This is a genomic window from Geodermatophilus sp. URMC 61, assembly GCF_052931555.1.
Map to the genome: position 1 here is coordinate 3,284,995 of NZ_JBRFHZ010000002.1, position 19,249 is coordinate 3,304,243.

General features: G+C 75.1%; 18 protein-coding genes. 7 read left to right on the forward strand and 11 right to left on the reverse strand.

Annotated elements, in window-relative coordinates; all coding sequences use genetic code 11:
- Positions 1 to 81: 81 nt before the first annotated feature.
- Both ACU610_RS15285 and ACU610_RS15290 read right to left on the reverse strand, forming a co-directional pair.
- The gene (locus ACU610_RS15285) at positions 82 to 3,042 is read right to left on the reverse strand and encodes a UPF0182 family membrane protein (protein WP_446770727.1); all 2,961 of its coding nucleotides are present in this window, start codon (positions 3,040 to 3,042) and stop codon (positions 82 to 84) included.
- Between the two features lie 205 nt (positions 3,043 to 3,247).
- On the reverse strand, positions 3,248 to 4,270 hold the full coding sequence (locus ACU610_RS15290) for a YlbL family protein (protein ID WP_446768558.1): 1,023 nt from the start codon (positions 4,268 to 4,270) through the stop codon (positions 3,248 to 3,250).
- 116 nt (positions 4,271 to 4,386) lie between these two features.
- Between ACU610_RS15290 and ACU610_RS15295 the strand changes: the two genes are divergently transcribed.
- Positions 4,387 to 5,751: a zinc-dependent metalloprotease gene (locus ACU610_RS15295; protein ID WP_446768559.1), complete on the forward strand. Its 1,365-nt coding sequence runs from the start codon at positions 4,387 to 4,389 to the stop codon at positions 5,749 to 5,751.
- Between the two features lie 48 nt (positions 5,752 to 5,799).
- On the opposite strand, the gene ACU610_RS15300 is transcribed toward ACU610_RS15295, so the two are convergent.
- Complete coding sequence (locus tag ACU610_RS15300) at positions 5,800 to 6,444, reverse strand: M48 metallopeptidase family protein (RefSeq protein ID WP_446768560.1); 645 nt, start codon at positions 6,442 to 6,444, stop codon at positions 5,800 to 5,802.
- 385 nt (positions 6,445 to 6,829) lie between these two features.
- Here ACU610_RS15300 and ACU610_RS15305 point away from each other — a divergent pair, with 385 nt between their 5' ends.
- The 3 genes from ACU610_RS15305 to ACU610_RS15315 all read left to right on the forward strand — a co-directional run bounded on the left by ACU610_RS15305 (position 6,830) and on the right by ACU610_RS15315 (position 9,639).
- Entirely contained in the window at positions 6,830 to 6,982 is a 153-nt protein-coding gene (locus tag ACU610_RS15305; RefSeq protein WP_012950213.1) for a DUF5679 domain-containing protein, read from the forward strand.
- A 148-nt stretch (positions 6,983 to 7,130) separates the two neighbouring features.
- Positions 7,131 to 8,198: a ThiF family adenylyltransferase gene (locus ACU610_RS15310; RefSeq protein ID WP_446768561.1), complete on the forward strand. Its 1,068-nt coding sequence runs from the start codon at positions 7,131 to 7,133 to the stop codon at positions 8,196 to 8,198.
- A gap of 118 nt (positions 8,199 to 8,316) precedes the next feature.
- The gene (locus ACU610_RS15315) at positions 8,317 to 9,639 is read left to right on the forward strand and encodes an ABC1 kinase family protein (RefSeq protein WP_446768562.1); all 1,323 of its coding nucleotides are present in this window, start codon (positions 8,317 to 8,319) and stop codon (positions 9,637 to 9,639) included.
- 103 nt (positions 9,640 to 9,742) lie between these two features.
- Here the strand turns inward: ACU610_RS15315 and ACU610_RS15320 are convergent, their stop codons facing one another.
- The 5 genes from ACU610_RS15320 to ACU610_RS15340 form a co-directional block, all read right to left on the reverse strand.
- Complete coding sequence (locus ACU610_RS15320) at positions 9,743 to 9,937, reverse strand: hypothetical protein (RefSeq protein WP_446768563.1); 195 nt, start codon at positions 9,935 to 9,937, stop codon at positions 9,743 to 9,745.
- 203 nt (positions 9,938 to 10,140) lie between these two features.
- Positions 10,141 to 10,305 (reverse strand): hypothetical protein, encoded by a 165-nt coding sequence (locus ACU610_RS15325; RefSeq protein WP_446768564.1) that lies wholly within the window; start codon positions 10,303 to 10,305, stop codon positions 10,141 to 10,143.
- Positions 10,306 to 10,382: 77 nt separating this feature from the next.
- Positions 10,383 to 10,619: a WhiB family transcriptional regulator gene (locus ACU610_RS15330; protein ID WP_446768565.1), complete on the reverse strand. Its 237-nt coding sequence runs from the start codon at positions 10,617 to 10,619 to the stop codon at positions 10,383 to 10,385.
- A 242-nt stretch (positions 10,620 to 10,861) separates the two neighbouring features.
- The gene (locus ACU610_RS15335) at positions 10,862 to 11,170 is read right to left on the reverse strand and encodes a hypothetical protein (protein ID WP_446768566.1); all 309 of its coding nucleotides are present in this window, start codon (positions 11,168 to 11,170) and stop codon (positions 10,862 to 10,864) included.
- Positions 11,171 to 11,353: 183 nt separating this feature from the next.
- Positions 11,354 to 13,378: an ATP-dependent helicase gene (locus tag ACU610_RS15340; RefSeq protein WP_446768567.1), complete on the reverse strand. Its 2,025-nt coding sequence runs from the start codon at positions 13,376 to 13,378 to the stop codon at positions 11,354 to 11,356.
- Positions 13,379 to 13,527: 149 nt separating this feature from the next.
- Here ACU610_RS15340 and ACU610_RS15345 point away from each other — a divergent pair, with 149 nt between their 5' ends.
- From ACU610_RS15345 to ACU610_RS15355, 3 genes are all read left to right on the forward strand, one after another.
- Positions 13,528 to 13,791, forward strand: a complete 264-nt coding sequence (locus ACU610_RS15345; RefSeq protein WP_446768568.1) for a mycoredoxin — start codon at positions 13,528 to 13,530, stop codon at positions 13,789 to 13,791.
- 181 nt (positions 13,792 to 13,972) lie between these two features.
- Positions 13,973 to 14,572, forward strand: a complete 600-nt coding sequence (locus ACU610_RS15350) for an ANTAR domain-containing protein (protein ID WP_446768569.1) — start codon at positions 13,973 to 13,975, stop codon at positions 14,570 to 14,572.
- Between the two features lie 101 nt (positions 14,573 to 14,673).
- Positions 14,674 to 15,219, forward strand: a complete 546-nt coding sequence (locus ACU610_RS15355) for a uridine kinase (protein ID WP_446768570.1) — start codon at positions 14,674 to 14,676, stop codon at positions 15,217 to 15,219.
- 181 nt (positions 15,220 to 15,400) lie between these two features.
- On the opposite strand, the gene nudC is transcribed toward ACU610_RS15355, so the two are convergent.
- From nudC to ACU610_RS15370, 3 genes are all read right to left on the reverse strand, one after another.
- Positions 15,401 to 16,366: an NAD(+) diphosphatase gene (gene nudC / locus ACU610_RS15360; RefSeq protein WP_446768571.1), complete on the reverse strand. Its 966-nt coding sequence runs from the start codon at positions 16,364 to 16,366 to the stop codon at positions 15,401 to 15,403.
- Positions 16,363 to 17,715 carry a M16 family metallopeptidase gene (locus ACU610_RS15365; protein ID WP_446768572.1) on the reverse strand — a complete coding sequence of 451 codons (1,353 nt, stop codon included), beginning with the start codon at positions 17,713 to 17,715 and terminating at the stop codon, positions 16,363 to 16,365. Before ACU610_RS15365 ends, nudC begins: the two co-directional genes overlap by 4 nt.
- A 73-nt stretch (positions 17,716 to 17,788) precedes the next feature.
- On the reverse strand, positions 17,789 to 19,099 hold the full coding sequence (locus tag ACU610_RS15370; protein ID WP_446768573.1) for a M16 family metallopeptidase: 1,311 nt from the start codon (positions 19,097 to 19,099) through the stop codon (positions 17,789 to 17,791).
- Between the last annotated feature and the right edge of the window lie 150 nt (positions 19,100 to 19,249).

Genomic DNA, 19,249 nt, shown 5'->3' on the forward strand with positions numbered 1-19,249 from the left:
CCATACCCCCGCGCTCCCCCGGCGTGCACCGGGGGCCGGCGTGGGCCCCACCACAGTGGTGGAGCCCACGCCGGCCGGCGCTCACCCGCCCGGCGTAGCCGCCTGGGCAGCCTGACCCTGCGCGGTCTGGTACGCCGTGACGGCCTCCTGCAGGTCCTCGAGGGCCTGCCCCTGCCCGGCGAAGTCGCCGTTGCGCTGCGCGGTCTCCAGCGCCGCCAGGGCGTCGTTGATCGCCTGGACCGCCTGCTGCATCTCCGGTGTGCTCGGGGTGGCCGTCCCGCCGTCCGCAGGCGGCGGGGCCGGAGCCGGGGTCGGTGTCGCCGGCGCATCGGGCTGGCCGGTGGGCGCAGGGGCATCCTCGTTGTCGACGGCGGCCTCGCCCGCGCCGGCGCCGAACACCTGGTCGAGGGCCTCGGCGAGGGTGTTCGCGTACCCGACCCGGTCGCCGTAGTTGACCAGCACCTTCTGCAGCAGTGGGAAGGAGTTCTCCCCCGTGCCCTCGACGTACAGCGGCTCGACGTAGAGGAGGCCGTTGTCGCCGATGGGCAGGGTCAGCAGGTTGCCGAACACCGCTCGGGACTCCGCGCTGTTGAACAGCGTGAGGTCCGGCCGCACCTGGTTGTTGGTGATGAACGACTGCTGCACCTGCTGCGGGCCTCGGAACGGCGTGTTCCCCGGCAGCGTCAGCACCTGGATCTGCCCGTAGGTCTCCGGCGCGCTGGAGGCCGACACGAACGACGACAGGTTCTCCCGGCGGAAGGCGTTGAGCGCGCTGGTCAGCTGGAAGCTCGCCTGCGGGTCGCCCGGCCGCTGGGCCAGGATGTAGTACGGCGGCTGCGGCTCCTGGGTGTCCTGCGTCGGGTCGGCCGGGACCGCCCACCGGTCGTTCCCGCTGTAGAAGTCGCCCGGGTCGCTCACGTGGTAGCGGGTCAGGATGTCCCGCTGCACCTTGAACAGGTCCTCCGGGTAGCGCACGTGGCCGACCAGGTCCGGGGACATCTGCTCACGCGGCTCGACCAGGCCGGGGAAGGCCTTCATGTAGGTCTGCAGGACCGGGTCCTCGGTGTCCCACTCGTACAGCGTGACCGTGCCGTCGTAGGCGTCGACGGTGGCCTTCACCGAGTTGCGGATGTAGTTGAACGTCTCGTTCGGCAGCGCCGTCGTCCCGGTGCCGGTCAGCGCGTCGGCGGCCGCCTCACCCAGCTCCATCTGCTCGGAGTACGGGTAGGAGCCCGAGGTGGTGTAGCCGTCGAGGATCCACGTCACCTGGCCGTCGATGACCGCGGGGTACGGGTCGCCGTCCACGGTGAGGAAGGGCGCGGCCTTCTCCACCCGGTCCAGCGGGTCGCGGACGTAGAGGACCCGGGAGGCGTCGTTGACGGCGCTGGAGAGCAGGAAGTTCCGCTCCCGGTAGAAGATCGCGAAGGTGAGCTGCCGGAAGAAGCTGCCGATCTCGACGCCGCCCTGGCCGTCGTAGGTGTTGTTGATCTGCCCCTCGCCGTCGCTGCCCTCGGGCAGGTCGAACTCCCGCGGCTCGGCACCCTCGGGGGCGCCGACGACCGAGTAGTCCTGCATCAGCTCGCCGTAGTAGATCCGCGCGCCGTCCTCGCTCACCTCGATGTTGCCGCGAGTGGGGAGGTCCCGGGTGGTGAAGCGGGGCTCGCCGCCCTCCTGGCCGGCGACGACCTCGTTGGCCGGCGCGGCCACGAACCCGTTGCCGTGGGTGTAGACGGTGTGCCGGTTGATCCAGGTGTCCTGGTTCTCGCTGAGCCCCTCGCTGTTGAGCTCGCGGACCGCCACCACGTAGTCCTGCGTCTCGCCGTTGAGCGTGTAGCGGTCGATGTCGAGCTTCTCGGGGAAGCCGTAGACGTTGCGGATCTGCTGGCGTGCGGTGAACGTGTCCGAGAGGACGTTCGGGTCCAGCAGCCGGGCGTTGGGGATCGTCTCGGTGTCGTTGCGCAGCTCGGCCAGGGCCGCCGCCGGGTCGACCTGTTCGCCGGTCTCCTGCTGGGCGTACTGGACGTACTCCACGTCGGTCAGGTCGTAGGCGTCGCGGGTCGACGCGATGGCGCGGGCGATGTAGTCGGCCTCGCGCTGGTCGGCGCTGGGCCGGACGACGAACTGCTGCACGATCGCCGGGTAGGCGACGCCGATCACCAGGCTGGAGATGAGCAGCAGCACCAGCGCCGCGGCCGGCAGCCGGAAGTTGCGGACGACGATGTTGGCGAAGAACGCGATCGCGCAGACGACCGCGGCGAAGACCAGGATCGTCTTGGCCGGCAGCAGCGCGTTGACGTCGGTGTAGCTGGCGCCGGTGAACAGGCCGCCGCGGTCGGAGTAGACCAGCGCGTAGCGGTCCAGCCAGTAGGCGACCGCCTTGAGCGCGACGAAGAGCCCGAGCAGTACCGACAGTTGCACCATGGCCGCGCCGGTCAGCTTCTGCCCCGGGGTCTGCAGCCGCAGGCCGCCGAACACGTAGTGGGTCAGCAGCGAGCCGATCAACGCGAGGATGACGATCGCGAAGCCGAAGCTCAGCAGCAGCCGGTAGAAGGGGTAGTCGAAGACGAAGAACGAGATGTCCAGGCCGAACTGCGGGTCGGTCCGGCCGAAGTCGGTGCTGTTGCGGAACTGCAGCCAGGTCTCCCAGCTGCCCTGCGCGGTGAACCCGGCGAACAGGCCCAGCACGACGGCGACCGAGGTGAGCACCAGGGTGCGGCGCGGCTCGATCGACTGCCGGTAGCGCTCGAGGTTCTGCTGCTCCAGCGACATCGGCCGGAACGTGGGACGGAACCGGTAGGCCAGGTAGATCGCCAGCGCGGTGAGGCCGCCGGTGGCCACCCCGGCCACGGCGAAGAGCAGGGCGCGGGTCTGCAGCTCGGTCCAGAAGACCTCGGTGAACCCGGTCTCGTCGAACCACAGGTAGTCGACGTAGACGTTGGTGAGCGTCCCGATGGCCGTGAACAGCACCAACAGGACGGCGATGGCCCCGATGACCACCTTCGCGCGCCGCGACAGGGTCGGCACGGACACGGGGGGCCGCATGGCCACGAGGTTCTCCTTCAGTCGCGGTCGTGACGGAGCGCCACGGACGGTGCCGGCCACGGTCGGTCGGGCCGGCGCCGGCTCGGGCCCCCGGGCACCGATCCGGTCGTCCAGACCAACGCTCGGGACGGTGCCGGGTTCCCCGGACGCCCGCTCCGGCCGACAGCTTCCCCCAACGGGGGACGGTCGTGCTGACGGGGCGACGTCAGCAGGGCTGCGGGGTCCGCCCGGCGCGGAAGTCCTCGAGTGCCGTCAGGGCCGCGTCGAGGTCCGACACGCGGGCCAGGGTGAGGCCCGGCTGGGGGGCGGCCAGGGCGTCGGCGCAGTTGTCGGCCGGGACGAGGAACATCTCGGCGCCGATCTCCTCGGCGGCGATCATCTTCAGCTGGATGCCGCCGATCGGGCCCACCTTCCCGTTGGCGTCGATCGTCCCGGTGCCGGCCACCCTCCCCCCACCGGTCAGGTCGGTGTCGCCGACCAGGTCGAGGATGCCGAGGGTCAGCATGAGACCCGCCGAGGGCCCGCCGACGTCCTCGACGGCGATGTCGACGTCGAAGGGTGCCGCGGGTTGCTCGCGGACCAGCACCCCGAGCAGCGAGCCCGCCCCGTCCTCCGCGGGCCGCGTGGTGATCGCCGCCGTCCCCGGCTGCCCCAGGCGCGTGTACGCGACCGGCACCGTCGTGCCACCGGGGACCGAGGCCAGGACGGCGTCCAGCGTGGCGAGGTCGGGCGTCGGCCGGCCGTCGACGCCCTCGATGGCGTCGCCCTCCTGCAGCTGCCCCTCGGCCGGCGAGTCCTCGGACAGCCCGCGCACGACCACCTTCACCGGATAGCCGAGCTCGGCCAGCGCCGCGGCCTCGGCCGCCTCCTCCGAGGTGAGGAAGGCCTGCCGGTTGGCGTCGCGGGTCTCCTCCTCGGTGCGCCCCGGCGGGTAGACGGTCTCCTCGGGGACGACGCTGACCTCGCTGTCGAACCAGCCCTGCACCGCCTCGACCAGGCTGAGCCCGGCCCGGCTGACGCCGACGGTGGTGAGGGTCAGCTCCCCCTCGGTCTCGTTCCGCTCGCGGCCCTCGACCCTGATGATCGGCTCGCCGTCGACCTCGCCGAGGGTGTTGAAGGTGGGCCCGGGGACCTGCGCGACGTAGGGCACGGGCACCGCCGCGCCGAGCACGCCGAACACCACCAGCAGCACCACACCGACGCTGAGGACGGCCATCCGACGGGTCACGACCGGCGAGCTTAAGTGGCCCTCCTGGACGGGCGGCGTCCCTGCGGTGGACCTGCACCGTTGCGCTCCCGGCGGACGGGGCGTCCGCGGAAGGGGCGCGCGTCTACCGTGGGGGCATGAGCGATCTCCCGTTCGGCTTCGGCCTCCCCGACCGCGACCCCGAGCGTCGCGACCAGTCCGGGTCCGGCGCCGGCAACGACCCCTTCGGGTTCGGTGCTCTCTTCGGCGGCGGCGCCGGCGGCGGGGGGACGCCGGAGGAGCTGCTCGCCAAGATGCCGCTGTTCGCCGAGCTGCAGAAGCTGATGACCTGGTCCGGCGGGCCGGTGAACTGGGACCTCGCGCGGCAGGGCGCGATCAGCTCGCTGGCCGCGGGGTCGCAGCCGACGTCCGAGGCCGAGCGCGCCGCCGTCGCCGACGCCCTGCGCCTGGCCGACCTGTGGCTGGACCAGGTCACCGAGCTGCCCTCCGGCGTGGACCGGCCGCTGGCCTGGTCCCGGGTGGAGTGGGTGGAGCAGACGCTGCCCGCCTGGAGCACCCTCATCGACCCGCTCGCCGAGCGCGTCGTCGGCGCCATGACCAGCGCCCTCCCCGCCGAGGCGGCCGCGATGGCCGGTCCGCTCGCCGGGATCATGGGCCGGATGGGCGGCCTGATGTTCGGCGCCCAGGTCGGCCAGGCCCTCGGCCGGCTCTCCGGCGAGGTCCTCACCAGCAGCGAGATCGGCATCCCGCTGGCCCCGTCCGGCGCCGGCGTCCTGCTGCCACAGAACGTCGCCGAGTTCGCCGCCGGCCTCGACCGCCCCGCCGACGAGGTGCGGCTGTTCCTCGCGCTGCGCGAGGCCGCCACGCAGCGGCTGTTCGTGCACGTGCCGTGGCTGCGTCAGCAGCTGCACGACGCCGTCCACGCCTACGCGCGCGGCATCCACGTCGACCGCGAGGCGATCGAGCGCGGCATCAACGAGGCGATGGGCTCGATGGGTGGCATCGACCCCACCAACCCCGAGGGCATCCAGGCACTGCTGGGCAGCGGGCTGCTCGAGCCCGAGGAGACCCCCGAGCAGCAGGCCGCGCTGCGCCGGCTGGAGACGCTGCTGGCCCTGGTCGAGGGCTGGGTCGACAGCGTCGTGGCCCAGGCCGCGGGCGACCGGCTGCCCGGACACGGCGCGCTGGCCGAGACCATGCGCCGCCGCCGGGCCTCCGGCGGCCCGGCGGAGCAGACCTTCGCCACCCTGGTGGGGCTGGAGCTGCGGCCGCGGCGGCTGCGCGACGCGGCCACCGTGTGGGGCGCGATGGCGCAGCGGCACGGCAACGCCGAGCGGGACCGGCTGTGGTCGCACCCCGACCTGCTGCCGACCTCGGAGGACCTCGACGAGCCGCTGGACTTCGTCGCCCGCCAGGGTGCCGACGACGAGCTGCGCTCCCTCACCGCCGAGGACGCCGAGAAGCCCGGGACGAAGGACGAGGGCGACAGCAGCGGGGCCTGAGCGCCCTGCGCCCGCACCGGTTCCTGTGCGGGCACAGGTTCCTGTGCCTCAGTCGACCACGTCGTCCCCGGCGGCCGCGGCGCCCAGCTCGACGCCCTCGAGGAAGCCGCGCGCCCGCTCGGCGCGCGGGTAACGCGCCACCAGGGACCAGAAGTGCGCGTCGTGGCTCGGCTCGATGAGGTGGGCCAGCTCGTGCACGAGCACGTAGTCGACGACGTACTCCGGCATCGCGCGCAGCCGGCTGGAGAGCCGGATGGTGCCGTCGGCGGGCGTGCAGGACCCCCAGCGGCGGTTCTGGTTGTCCACCCACCGCACGCTGGCCGGCTGCGGCACCCCGTCGAGGTGGGCCTCTGACAGCGCCCGCGCGCGGGCCATCAGCTCGTCGTCCCCACCGAGGGACCGGCGGCGCCGCTCCTCGCGGGTCTGCAGCTTGGCGACCATCTGCGCCACCCAGCGCTGCTCCTCGGCCCGGCTGAACGCCGCCGGGATCAGCACGACCGTGCGCCCGGACTCCCGGTAGGCGGTCACCGTCCGCCGCCGCCGGCTGCTGCGCCGGACCTCGACGGCCCCCTCGGGCACCGCGGCCCCCGCCGTCCGCCCCGACCGGTCGGCGGGGACGGCGCGGGTGCCCCGCACGTCCTCCCGCGCCGAGGGGTCGGGGACGGGGCGGGTGTCGGGAGGCGTTCCAGGCACGGGGGAACCGTAGCCACCGCGGCACGGGTGCGCTCCGGCGGCCGGACCCTCGCGGGACGCATGTCGCACGGACGGTGGACACGCCCCGCCCGGTCCGGGGACGGGGCTCCGCGGACCGTCGTCCACAGGGACGCGAGGGGTGTCACCGCAGGTGGGACCGCACGTCGCCCGGCACCCTGCGGGTGGCGTCCGGGGAACTGTCCCCCGACCGCGCACAGCGACACGCCGCCGGGTCCCCACGTCCTCCACAGCCCTGTCCACAGGTTGTGGGAAGCGCATCGGCTCCTGGCCGCCGTTCGCGGGGAACCCCGGTGCGCCCGGGTAGCGTTCGGCAGGACGGCACCCCGCGCGGGGACGCCGAACGGACCGGAGACGAGGAGGCACCGTGGCGGAGAGCTACAACGGCTACTGCGTGAAGTGCAAGGAGAAGCGCGACTTCGACGGCGAAGTGAAGGTCAGCGAGTCCGGCCGTCGCATGGCGCAGGGCACCTGCCCCGTCTGCGGCACCAAGATGAACCGGATCCTCGGCAAGGCGTGAACGAGGACCACCTCCCCCGCGCCTCGTAGGAGGACACGGGACGGGGCGACGGACGGCGGTGCCCGCACGGTGGGCGCCGCCGTCCGTCGTCTCCGGCGCCTGTGGACGGACGGAGCGCGCCGTGCGGGTGCGCTGGCACCCTGCGCCGGTGGCCGACACCGCGCACCCACTGCTGCCCCCGAGCGTCCCGCTGCTGCGTCTCACGGGTCCGGACGGTGCCGAAGACGTCCAGATCGGCGGAGCCGACTCCACCGACGGGCTGCTCGTCTCCCCCGGCGCTGCCGGGCTCACCACCCTGCTGCGCGGCCTGGACGGCCGCCGCACCGAGCGCGCCGTCCTCGCCGAGGCAGCCCTCGCCGGCCACGACGCCACCACGCTGAGCGCCGTCCTCGACGGTCTGCGCGCGACCGGGCTGCTGATCGACCTCGACCCCGCCGACCTGCTGGCCTCCGCCGCGGGGCCGGCCGCCGCCGCTCGCACGCACACCGAGCTGCCCACCGCCACGGGCCCGGAGTCCGGCTCGCGCTGGCGGACCCGGCGAGCCGCGACGGTCGTCGTCGACGGCGCGACGCGGGTCGGTGTGCCGCTCGCCGCCGTGCTGGCCGCCAGCGGCGTGGGCCGGGTGAGCGTCCGGGACGACGGGCTGACCACGGCCGGGGACGCCGTCGTCGGCGGGCTCGGCACTGACGACGAGGGCCGCCCACGCGCGCTGGCCGCCGCCGACGCCGTGCGCCGCGCCAGCCCGCTCACCGACCTGCGCCCCGTCCCGGCCGGTGCTCCGGTCGACCTGGTGGTGCTCACCCGGCCCTGGGCGGCGTCGGACCCGCTCGTGGCCGGTCTGCAGCGGCGTGGGGTGCCGCACCTGGTGGCGACGGTCCGCGGGGAGACCGGCGTGGTCGGACCGCTGGTCGTGCCCGGCGCGACCGGCTGCCTGCGCTGTGCGGACCTGCACCGCCGGGACCTCGACCCGCGGTGGCCCGCGCTGGCCGCCCAGCTCACCGCGGGTGAGGCACCACCGGGCGGGGCCACGGTGACCTGCCTGGCGACCGTGGTGACGGCGACCGTGCAGATCCTGGCGCTGCTCGACGGCACCGGCGCGCCGCTCGCCCTCGGGACCACGTTGGAGCTGAGCCCGCCGGACCTGCTGCCCCGCACTCGCCGGTGGCCGACCCACCCCGACTGCGGGTGCGCGCCCGACGCCGAGGAGGGGTCCTGACCGCTCCGTCAGCGGTACCGGCGCCGATCGGGGGACAATGGTCGGCGAGTGCGCCTCCGGGCCCGGACGGGGCCGGTGCCGCCGCGACCGCGGACGACTGACCGCCGAGGAGGAGTACGTGACCGAGCCTGGCCGGGGCATCCCACGAGGCTCGGTCGCACGGACCGCACGCCTGGCCTCCCTGCCCCTGGGAGCGGCCGGCCGGGCCACCCTGGGCATCGGCAAGCGGCTGTCCGGCCGCGACGCCGACGCGGTGACCGCGGAGCTGCAGCAGCGCACCGCCGAGCAGCTGTTCGCCGTCCTCGGCCAGCTCAAGGGCGGGGCGATGAAGCTCGGGCAGACGCTCTCGGTGTTCGAGGCGGCCGTGCCCGAGGAGGTCGCCGCCCCCTACCGGGAGGCGCTGGTCAAGCTGCAGGAGGAGGCGCCGCCGATGCCGGTGCGCACCGTCCACGCGGTGCTCGCCCAGCAGCTCGGCGGCACGTGGCGCACGAGGTTCAAGGAGTTCGACGACGCGCCGGCGGCCGCGGCCAGCATCGGGCAGGTGCACCGGGCGACCTGGCGGGACGGCCGGGACGTCGCCGTGAAGATCCAGTACCCGGGTGCGGCGACCGCGCTGATGGCCGACCTGAACCAGCTGGCCCGCTTCGCTCGGCTGTTCGCCGCGCTGTTCCCCGGCATGGACGTCAAGCCGCTCATCACCGAGCTCAAGGCCCGGGTGGTCGAGGAGCTGGACTACGGCCTGGAGGCCGACGCGCAGCGGACCTTCGCCGCCGCATACGCCGACGACCCCGAGATCGTCGTCCCGCGGGTGGTGGCCAGCGCGCCGAAGGTGATCGTCTCGGAGTGGCTCGAGGGGACGCCGCTGTCCCGGATCATCGCCACCGGGACCCGTGAGCAGCGGGACCGGGCCGGCCACCTCATGGCGGTGCTCAACTTCTCCGGACCGCAGCGCGCCCGGCTGCTGCACGCCGACCCGCACCCGGGGAACTTCCGGCTCCTGGACGACGGGCGGCTCGGCGTCATCGACTTCGGCGCGACCGCGCGCCTGCCCGACGGCCTCCCCGAGCCGATCGGGCGGTTGGTGCGCTGGGCGCTGCAGGGCCGGGCGGAGGACGTGCTCGCCGACCTGCGGGTCGAGGGCTTCGTCCGGCCCGGCATCGAGGTGGACGCCCAGGGTGTCCTCGACTACCTGCTGCCCCTGCTGGAGCCCATCCAGAGCAGCTACTTCCGCTTCACCCGCGCGTGGATGCAGGAGCAGGCCACCCGCATCGCCGACCCGCGGACGGAGGCCAACCGGCTGGGCCGGATGCTCAACCTGCCGCCGGCCTACCTGCTCATCCACCGGGTGACCATCGGGTCGATCGGGGTGCTCTGCCAGCTCGACGCGGGCGACGACTACCGCAGCGTGCTCGAGGAGTGGCTGCCCGGCTTCACCGGCTGAGCAGGGACCCCCTGCCCCACGGCCCCGTCCCGAGCTTGCGAGGGGTGGGGAGGACGGGGTCCTCTTCCTGCAGGAGGCCAGCGGGGCCCGGGACGGGGCGGCGCTAGGGATCCAGACGCCCCTCGACGTCCCGGATCCCCCGGCGCAGGCAGTCCGGACAGTGCGCGGTCACCGGGCCGGTCGCACCGGACTGGGCACCGGTGGGCCGAGGCCGGGTGGCCAGCGACCAGCCCGTCGCCACGTCGGCCGGCAGGCCCCGCCGGCCGCACCCGGCGCAGGTGAGCTCCTCGGCATCCACCTGCCCAGCCTGCCCTCCCGGCAGGGCCCGGGAACAGGGAGAGGCCGGGTCCGGACGCACCGGAGCGTCCGGACCCGGCCTCGGCCGGGATGGCCCCGTCCCGAGGCTCGCCCCGAGCGAAGCGAGGGGTGAGGAGGACGGGTGGCCCCGCTGCAGGGGCCCACCGCGAGCTTGCGAGTGGTGGGGGCAGTGGGGTCCTTGCTTCAGCGGACGGCGGCGCTGGCCCGTGCCGCACGCCGCGTGGCGTACTCGGCACGGCGTGCCCAGCGACGGGCGGCGCGCAACCGGCGGGCGCGTGCCGCGGCGTCGGCCTCGGCGCGCAGGTCGCGCAACCGGTCGACGGCCATGTCGTACTCGATGCTGTACACGTCAGGTCCTCACGTCGTCGTGGAAGGCCCGCTCGTCGGCGGACCGGGGTCCGTGGCTTGCCTCGCGTGCCGGTCGCTCAAGCGACCGCCACCTTGCGGGGACGACCCCGCGGGCGCTTGCGCGGGATGACCACACCCCGCTCGAAGATCTCCCCGCCCCAGACGCCCCACGGCTCGCCGCGGCGGAGCGCCCCGGCCAGGCAGGCGTCACGGACCGGGCACTCGGTGCACCGGACCTTGGCCTCCTCCAGGCCGGCCGGGGTCTCGGCGAACCACAGGTCCGGGTCGGTCCGGCACGGCAGGGGACGCCGCACCGGTGCCGGCGCCAGCGGGGTCGCCGGCCGTCGGGGAAGGGATCCGCCGGTCCGGGGGAGCCCGGTTCGGCGGTGGGACGTCAGACGGTCGGCCGTCGACTGCACTGCCGCTCCTCCTCGTACTCGTCGTCTGCGACCGGCGGGGGCCCGCCGACCGGAGTCGGGGCGGGTGCCGCGGCGGAGATGAGAGAGGCCGCGGAACCCGGTTCGGGTCCGCGGCCTCGAGGAGGTCCTGTCGAGCGCTAGCTCGAGGGTCTCCCCGAGGAGTGGATCCCGAGGGTGGTGCCGTTGTGCTCGGTGGTGGTGCGCTTGCTGGGCTGCTGCACGTCGCCGGTGGTGCCGAAGGCGCCGATCGCCGGGGCGCCGAAGACGTCGATGCCGACGAGGTCGAAGCCGGGCGCACGGGTGCCGGGGCGCTGGGCAGCGGGGGTCGCCGGGACGGCGCGCAGGCGCGCGGCGACGGGCGGCTCGACGACGCAGGCAGCCGGGCGCACGGCGAGGCCCACCGGGCCACGAGCCCCGGGGGCGAGGGTCCACATCGTGCTGATCACGTCGCCCACCTCCTCCGGGGGTCGGATCGCGGCCGCGCGGCCGGTCTCAGGTCCTGGCGCGCTCGAGGTGTCCTGCGAGCGCGATCAGGACAGTAGGGGCCGCCGTAGAGGTGGTCAACGCAATTAACCGACCCGGGTCACGGCAATCGGTGGCGACCGACCGCCGGAACCGACCGTGGTGGTTCAGGAACCGAGAGTGCTCAGCACGTCCTCGCCGTAGAGCTCGAGCTTGCGGGCGCCGATGCCCGGCAGGGCGGCCAGTTCGCGCAGCGAGGCCGGCCGGGTCTCCGCGATCGCCTGCAGCGTCGCGTCGGTGAAGACGACGTAGGCGGGGACCGACGCCGACGCGGCCGTCTCGCTGCGCCAGGCGCGCAACCGCTCGAACAGCTCCCCCGCCTCGCCCTCGAGCACGACCTTGGCCCGCTTCTGCCGCCGCTGCGGGGGTGCCGCCGTCGGCGTCGACCCGGGGACCAGCCCGTCGAGGAAGCGGCTGCGTGGCCGGGACCGGCGTCCGCCGGGGTTGCGGGCCAGCGACCACGACAGCGTCAGCTGCTCCCGGGCGCGGGTGACGGCGACGTAGAGCAGCCGCCGCTCCTCCTCCACCGCGTCCGGCCGGGACAGCGACTGCGAGATCGGAAGCACGCCGTCGACCAGGCCGACGACGAAGACGGCGTCCCACTCCAGGCCCTTGGCCGCGTGCATCGAGGCCAGCGTGACGCCCTGCACGGTGGGGGCGTGCTGGGCGTCGGCGCGGGCGGCCAGGTGTGAGACGAAGCCGGCGAGGTCCATCGTCGGGTCCTCGGCGACCAGGTCGACGGCGAGGTCGACCAGCGCGGCGAGGGACTGCCAGCGGTCCCGGGCCGCTCCCCCGGGCGGCGGGCGGTGCTCCACCCAGCCGGTGGAGGCGAGCACGTCGCGCACGGTGGGCACCAGGGCGCCCGGCTCGGTGCCGCCGGCCGCGGCGCCGCGCAGCAGCAGGATGGCCTCGCGCACCTCGGGACGCTCGAAGAAGCGCTCCCCACCGCGCAGGACGTAGGGCACGCCGACGGCGGCGAGCGCGTTCTCGTAGACCTCGGACTGCGCGTTGATCCGGAACAGGACGGCGATCTCCGCGGCCGGCGTCCCGGACTCGATGAGGGCGCGGCAGGCCTGGGCGACCGCCGCGGCCTCGGTGGGCTCGTCGGGGTGCTCGAAGAACCGGGGCGCCGGGCCCTCGGCGCGCTGGCCCAACAGCCGCAGCCCGGGCAGCCCCTTGCGCGGCGGCGCCTGCCCGATCAGCTTGTTGGCCAGGGCCACGACCTGCGGCGTGGAGCGGTAGTCGCGCTCCAGCCTGACCACCTCGGCGTCCGGGTACCGGTCGGCGAACCCCAGCAGGTAGTCGGGGTCGGCACCGGTGAACGAGTAGATCGTCTGGTTCGGGTCACCGACGACGCAGACGTCGGCGCGGCCGCCGAGCCAGGCGTCGAGCAGCCGCTGCTGCAGCGGGTTGACGTCCTGGTACTCGTCCACCACGAAGTGCCGGTACTGCCCGCGCACCTGGCGGGCGACGTCCAGGTGTTCCTCGAGGGCGAAGGCGGTGACCAGCAGCAGGTCCTCGAAGTCCAGCGCACCGTCGCGCTCCTTGGCCGACTCGTAGCTCGCGTACACCCGCGCCACCACCGCAGGCTCGAACGGGGGTTCGCGGCCGGCGGCCTGTGCGCGGGCCGGGTAGTCGTCGGGAGTGGCCAGCGTGGTCTTGGCCCACTCGATCTCGCTGGCCAGGTCGCGCAGGCTGGTGCGATCGGTGGACAACCGGGACCGGGAGGCGGCCGCCGCCACCAGCCGCAGCTTGTTCTCGACCAGCTCCGGCATCGGCCCGCCGAGCACCCGGGGCGCGAAGTAGCGCAGCTGGCGCATGGCCGCGGCGTGGAACGTGCGGGCCTGGACGCCGCCCACTCCCAGCCCGGCCAGCCGGGCCCGCAGCTCGCCCGCGGCCCGGGCGGTGAAGGTGACGGCGAGGACCTGCTCGGGCACGAACGCCCCGGTGTGCACGCCGTAGGCGATCCGGTGGGTGATCGTGCGGGTCTTGCCGGTGCCCGCACCGGCGAGGATGCAGACCGGCCCGGACACCGCCTGGGCGGCTGCGCGCTGTTCGTCGTCCAGCTGCGCGAGGACCGCCTCGGCGCCCTGCACCCGGACGTCCCCGGGCGCACCGGCGATCTGCGACATCGGCCTCCCCGTCTCCCGTCGATGGCCAGACCCATCCTCCCAGCCGCCACCGACAGACGGGGGAAGCATCCCCGGGGACGCGGCGTTGTCGCCCCGTGATGACCGGGCACGCGTGCCCGGGCCCCCGACCGACCAGGAGGAACGCCTCGATGACCGCCGCCCCCGCCGCCGTGACCATGTACACCACCACCTGGTGCGGGTACTGCCTGCGGCTCAAGAAGCTGATGCAGCGCGAGGGCATCGAGTACGCCGAGGTCGACATCGAGCGGGACCCGACCGCGGCCGAGCTGGTCATGCAGGCCAACGGGGGCAACCGCACCGTCCCCACGCTGCTCTTCCCCGACGGCAGCGCCCTGACGAACCCGAGCATCGACCAGGTGAAGGCCCAGCTGGCGCAGTCCACCGGGGCGTGACGGCGGGTGATGCCTCCGCGGCGTTGCGCGAGAGGGCATAGTCGTCCGAGACGACCAGTCCCGTCGCCGCCCGACCCGGCTGCCCGCCGGGCCCAGTCCCCCGCGGAGGCAGCCGAGTGAGTGAGTGCACCACCCCAGCGGAGTGCCCGCCGAGTCGGCGGGGTCCGGTGGAGGAGACCTCGTGAGGCCCGGATCGGCACGGAGAACGGCAGCGGGCGACCCGTCCGGCGCGGGGCCCACCGTGGTGGTGGCCCGCACCGACCGCGGCTGGTCGGTGTTCGCCCCCGGTCGCGCCGAGGACGTCGACGACCTCGTGGAGGGCATGACGCTCGCCGACCTGATCAGCGAGGAGCTGGGCGCGCAGGTCGAGCCCGGCCGCGGCGCCCGACGGGCCGCCCGCGGTGGCGCCGGGGACACCGACACGGACGCCGACCCACGAGACGTCCGGCTGGCCGCGCTGGAGCTCACCGTCGCGCAGCTCGAGCACGCCCTGGCTGCCCGGGTCTCCACCGAGCGCGCCATCGGCGTGCTCGCCGAACGGCAGGGGACCACGCCGCAGGCCGCCTTCGAGCTGCTGCGGCGGAACGCCCGCTCGCAGGGGCGGCCCGTGCCCGAGCTCGCCCGTGAGGTGCTCGACGGCCTGGTCGTCCGTTCCGCCCCGGCGGACGCCGACGTCCCGGCCGCGCCGCCGCCGGCGCCGCGCATCTCGGTGCGGGAGGCCGGCCGGGGCCCCCGCACGCGGACCCGGGCCGGACGCGGCCCCGCGGAAGGCCGGTCCTGACCCGACCGGAGCCGCTCACCCCCCAGGCGCTGGCCGACCGGCTGGCCGCAGTCCTGGCCGGCACCGACCCCGAGCCCGGGGCGGCCGCCCTGCGCGTGGCGGTGGACGGGCCCGACGTCGCCGCGCCCGCCGAGCTGGCGGCCGCGGTCGCGGAGCGGTTGCCGCCGCTGGGGCGCCCCGCCGTCGTCGTCCCCGCCGGTGGGTTCCTGCGTCCGGCGTCCCTGCGGTTCGAGCACGGTCGCACCGACCCCGACGCCCGCTACACCGACTGGCTGGACGCAGGCGCGCTGTCCCGCGAGGTGCTCGACCCGGTGGGCCCCGGCGGCTCCGGGCAGTACCTGCCGGTGCTCTGGGACGTCGACCGCGACCGGGCCGCTCGCGCCGTGGCGCGGCCGATGCCGCCCCGCGGGGTGCTGCTCGTCCCGGGTGCGCTGCTGCAGGGGCTCGGGCTGGCCTTCGACGTCGTCGTCCACCTGCGGGTGGCCCCGGCGGCCCGCAGGCGGCGCACGGCCGCCGAGCAGGCCTGGGAGCTACCGGCGTTCGACCGTTACGACGACGAGGTGGACCCGGTGTCGCTGGCCGACGCCGTGGTGCTGGCCGACTCCCCTGACCACCCCGCGCTGGTGCTCCAGGGGCGCTGGGCCTGAGGAAGGACCCCGTCCTCCCCACTCTCCCCGCAGGCTCGGAGCGGGACCCGGGACGAGCCGGCGAGAGGGGCTGAGGGCTCGGGGAGGAGGAAGGACCCCGTCCTCCCCACTCCCCGCAGGCTCGGAGCGGGACCCGGGACGAGCCGGCGAGAGGGGCTGAGGGCTCGGGGAGGAGGTCCCGCTACAGCTCTCCGTCGACCCAGCGGTCGATGATGTGCCGGGCGATCGAGACCGCCGGGGGCAGCGCCCGCGGGCCGGCACCGGAGCGCAGCTCGTCGCGGGTGAACCAGCGGGCCTCCTCGATCTCGGTGGGGTCCAGCCGCAGCGTCGGGTCGCCCTCGACGCGGGCGGTGTAGCCGAGCATCAGCGACTGCGGGAACGGCCACGGCTGGCTGCCCACGTAGCGGATGTCGGTGACCCGCAGGCCGACCTCCTCGGCCACCTCCCGAGCCACTGCGCCCTCGGCGGACTCCCCCGGCTCGACGAAGCCGGCCAGGATGGAGAAGCGCCCCGGGGGCCACACCGCCTGGCGGCCCAGCACACAGCGGTCGCCGCCGTCGTGGACGAGCATGATCACGGCCGGGTCGGTGCGGGGGAACAGCTCCGCGCCGGTCTCCGGGTCGCGCTGCACCCAGCCGGCCCGCTCGATCGTCGTCCGGGCGCCGGACAGCGGGCTGAACCGGTGCCGCTCGTGCCACTCGACCATGGCGACCGCCTCGGCGAGCAGGCCGGCGTCGAGGTCGTCGAGCTCGGCGCCGAGGTCGCGCAGGCCGGCCCAGGTGTCGACCGGACGGCCGCCGACGGTCAGCCGGCGGTCGCCGCGGACGGCGGCGTAGGGCACGCCGTCGGCCTCGCCGAGGTAGATCGCGCCCTCGGGGAGCCCGGTCCGCTCCTCCCACAGCAGCCGCGGTCGGCCCCCGTCCTCCTCAACCGGCACGGTGCGCCGCTCGTCGACCGTGAGCACCCGCACCGGGCGACCGCGGGTCGGGTCGGGCAGCGACCGGGCCAGGTGACTGCGATCGTGCGCGGAGCGGGACAGCACCGGCACGGCGCTGACCGGTGAGGGGCTGCTCTCCGGCCAGGCGACGCCGTCGCCGGGCGGTGGCGGGTTGTCCGCCGTGGTGCTGCCGCCGTCGGGGACGCTCATGCCGGGTCCGCCGGCGCGACCTCGACCGGGCCGAACGTGCGCAGGGGGTCGGCGACCTGCCCGGCGTCACCGACGACGACGGCGGTGAGTCCGCCCGGCTGCAGGTAACGCTGGGCGGCCTCCTGCACCTCCTCGACGGTGACCCGGGCCAGCGCCTGCTGGTGCTCGGCCAGCCACTGCGGAGGCAGTCCCGAGCCCGCGAGCGCCGAGAGCGTGCTGGCCAACCCGGCGTGGGTCGCGGTGGACAGCGCCATGCTGCCGAGCACGTAGCGGCGGGCGGCGTCGAGCTCGTCCTCGGTGACCGGCGTGAGGGCCATGCGGCCCAGCTCGTACCAGGTCTCGAGGAACGCCGGCCCGGTGACCCCGGTGGCGACGTCGGCCTCGACGAGGAAGGACGACGCGGCGGCGAGGTGGTCGACCGAGCTGCGCGGGCTGTAGGTGTAGCCGCGCCGCTCGCGGATGTTCTCGACCAGCCGGGAGGAGAAGTAACCGCCGTAGACCATGTTGGCCAGCCGGACCGCGGGCAGGTCGGGGTCGGTGCGGCTGGGCGCAGGGCCGCCGAGGCGCAGGTTGGACTGCACGGCGCCGGGCCGGTCGACCACCTGCAGCGCGCCGGGTGCCAGCTGCGGCACCGGCGGGGCGGCGACCGCCGTCCCGTCGCCGGTCCAGCCGGCCAGCGCGGTGCCGACGGCGTCCACGGCGCCGGCCGGGTCGAGGTCGCCCACCAGCACCAGCGTGCTGCCGGCGGGCAGCACCCGCTCGCGGTGCAGCTTGCGCAGCGCCTGGCTGCGCACCGCGGTGACCAGCTCGGCCGCGGGCAGCTGCTCGGCGTACGGGTGGACGCCGTAGCGGCGGGCGGCCAGGGCGGTGCGCGCGATGACGCCGGGCTGGGAGCGGGCGATGGAGATCCGCTCGGCGACCCGTGCCCGTTCGGCCTCCACCCGGTCGGCCGGGTAGGTGGCGTCGGTGAGCACCTCGGCCAGCACGCCGAGCACGGGTGCGAGCCCCTCGGCGAGCAGCGTGGTGGCGAACAGCAGCCGGTCGGGGTCGGTGGAGACCGACAGCTCCCCGCCGTGGGCCTGCAGGGCCTCGGCGATGCCGGTGGCGTCGTGCGCGCCGGTGCCCAGCAGGACGGCGCCGGAGAGCACCGAGGCGCGGGCCGTGTGCTGCGCGGCGGCGCGCGCGGTCGCGGCGGCGAAGGGCACCCGCAGGCGCAGCTCGACCAGCGGGACGCCGGGCCGCGGGACGACGACCAGCCGCAGTCCGTTGGGCAGCGTCTCCTCGGTGACGGTCAGCTCGGGCTGGGGCCGGGGCTCGCCCAGCGGCGGGATCAGCACGGGGGCACTCACGCGTCCTCCTCGCCGGCGCTCGTCGGCCGCGTTCGCGGCACTGCTGGGTTCACGGTCGAGCTCGCGAGCTCGCTCATCGACGACCTCCCGTCGCGCGCAGCTCGAGGACCGCGACGGTGCCGGGGTCCAGGCCCCGGGCGGCGGTCCGCACCTGCTCGGGGGTGACGGCGGCCAGCCGGGCGGCGAGCTCACCGGCCAGCTCGGCGCGGCCGTGGACGAGCTCGGCGGTGGCGAAGGCCAGCGTGCGGCCGAGCACCGAGTCGGCCTGGCGCAGCAGCTGGGCCTCGGTGCGGGCCTGCACGCGGGTGAGCTCGTCGGTGCCGACTCCCTCCTCGGCGATCCGGCCGACCTCCTCGTGCACCGCGGTGATCACCTTCTCCGCCGGGACCGACGCCGGGTGGTGCACCTGCGTGGTGAGCAGCGTGGCGTCCCGGACGTCGAAGGGATCGCCGAACAGGCCCACGTAGCTGCTCTGTGCGATGGCGAGCTGGTCGTCGTGGACCAGCCGCCGCTCCAGCCGCGAGGCGTCGCCCTCGCTGAGCAGCTCGGCCAGCAGCACCGTGCCGAGGTAGGTGTCGAGGTCGCCGACCGGGTCGGGCACCCGCCAGCCGAGGGCGACCGCGGGCGCGGGGGCCAGCGGGTCCTCGACCACGCCGGAGCGGACCGTGGTGGGCGAGGGCTCGCCGGTGGGCGGCGTCGGCGGCACCTCGCGGGCCGCGATGGGGCCGAACCAGCGGCGCACCAGCTGCTCGGTCTCCCCGACGTCGAGGTCGCCGCCGAGGCACAGGACGGCGTTGCCCGGCGCGTAGTAGCGGTGGAAGAAGTCCGCGGCGTCGTCGACCGTCGAGGACTCCAGGTCGACGAACGAGCCGTAGCCGTCGTGGGTGTTGGCGAAGCTCTCGAAGGCGATCGCGGGCAGCTGCAGCCACGGGAAGGCGCCGTAGGGGCGGTTGAGCACGTTGACCCGGATCTCCTCCTTCACCACGTCGATCTGGTTGCGGAGGTTCTCCTCGGTGATGGCCGGTGCCGCCATGCGGTCGGCCTCGAGGAAGAGGGCGCGCTCGAGGGCCTCGGCGGGGAGGGCCTCGTAGTAGTTCGTGTAGTCCTGGTGGGTCGAGCCGTTGAAGGTGCCGCCCGCGGCCTGGACCAGGCGGGCGTGCTCCATCTTCGGGACGTTGGCCGAGCCCTGGAACATCAGGTGCTCGAAGAGGTGGGCGAAACCGGTGCGGCCCTGGGGCTCGTTGCGCATCCCGACGTCGTAGGAGACGGTCACGGCCACCACCGGGACGCTGCGGTCCGGCGCCAGCACGACGCGCAGCCCGTTCTCGAGTCGGAAGCGCTCCACCGGGTGCCGGAGGGTGAGGTCGGCCCCAGCTGCAGTCACGTGCCCGACAGTAGCCGCGCCCGAGGACGCCGCGCCGGGCGGCGGCGGAGGGGCGACCGCCGTCCCCCGCGGGTCCCGGGGAGCGGGGGCCCGAGGGTCCCCCGAGCCGGGACGGGGGTCGGGGGCTCCACGCCGCTCGGGGACGGCACG

What these genes read in the sequence shown, in the direction of transcription:
- ACU610_RS15285 (WP_446770727.1), bottom strand. Translation starts at nt 3,042, where the DNA reads ATGCGGCCCCCCGTGTCCGTGCCGACCCTGTCGCGGCGCGCGAAGGTG.
- ACU610_RS15295 (WP_446768559.1), top strand. Translation starts at nt 4,387, where the DNA reads ATGAGCGATCTCCCGTTCGGCTTCGGCCTCCCCGACCGCGACCCCGAG.
- ACU610_RS15340 (WP_446768567.1), bottom strand. Translation starts at nt 13,378, where the DNA reads ATGTCGCAGATCGCCGGTGCGCCCGGGGACGTCCGGGTGCAGGGCGCC.
- ACU610_RS15345 (WP_446768568.1), top strand. Translation starts at nt 13,528, where the DNA reads ATGACCGCCGCCCCCGCCGCCGTGACCATGTACACCACCACCTGGTGC.
- nudC (WP_446768571.1), bottom strand. Translation starts at nt 16,366, where the DNA reads ATGAGCGTCCCCGACGGCGGCAGCACCACGGCGGACAACCCGCCACCG.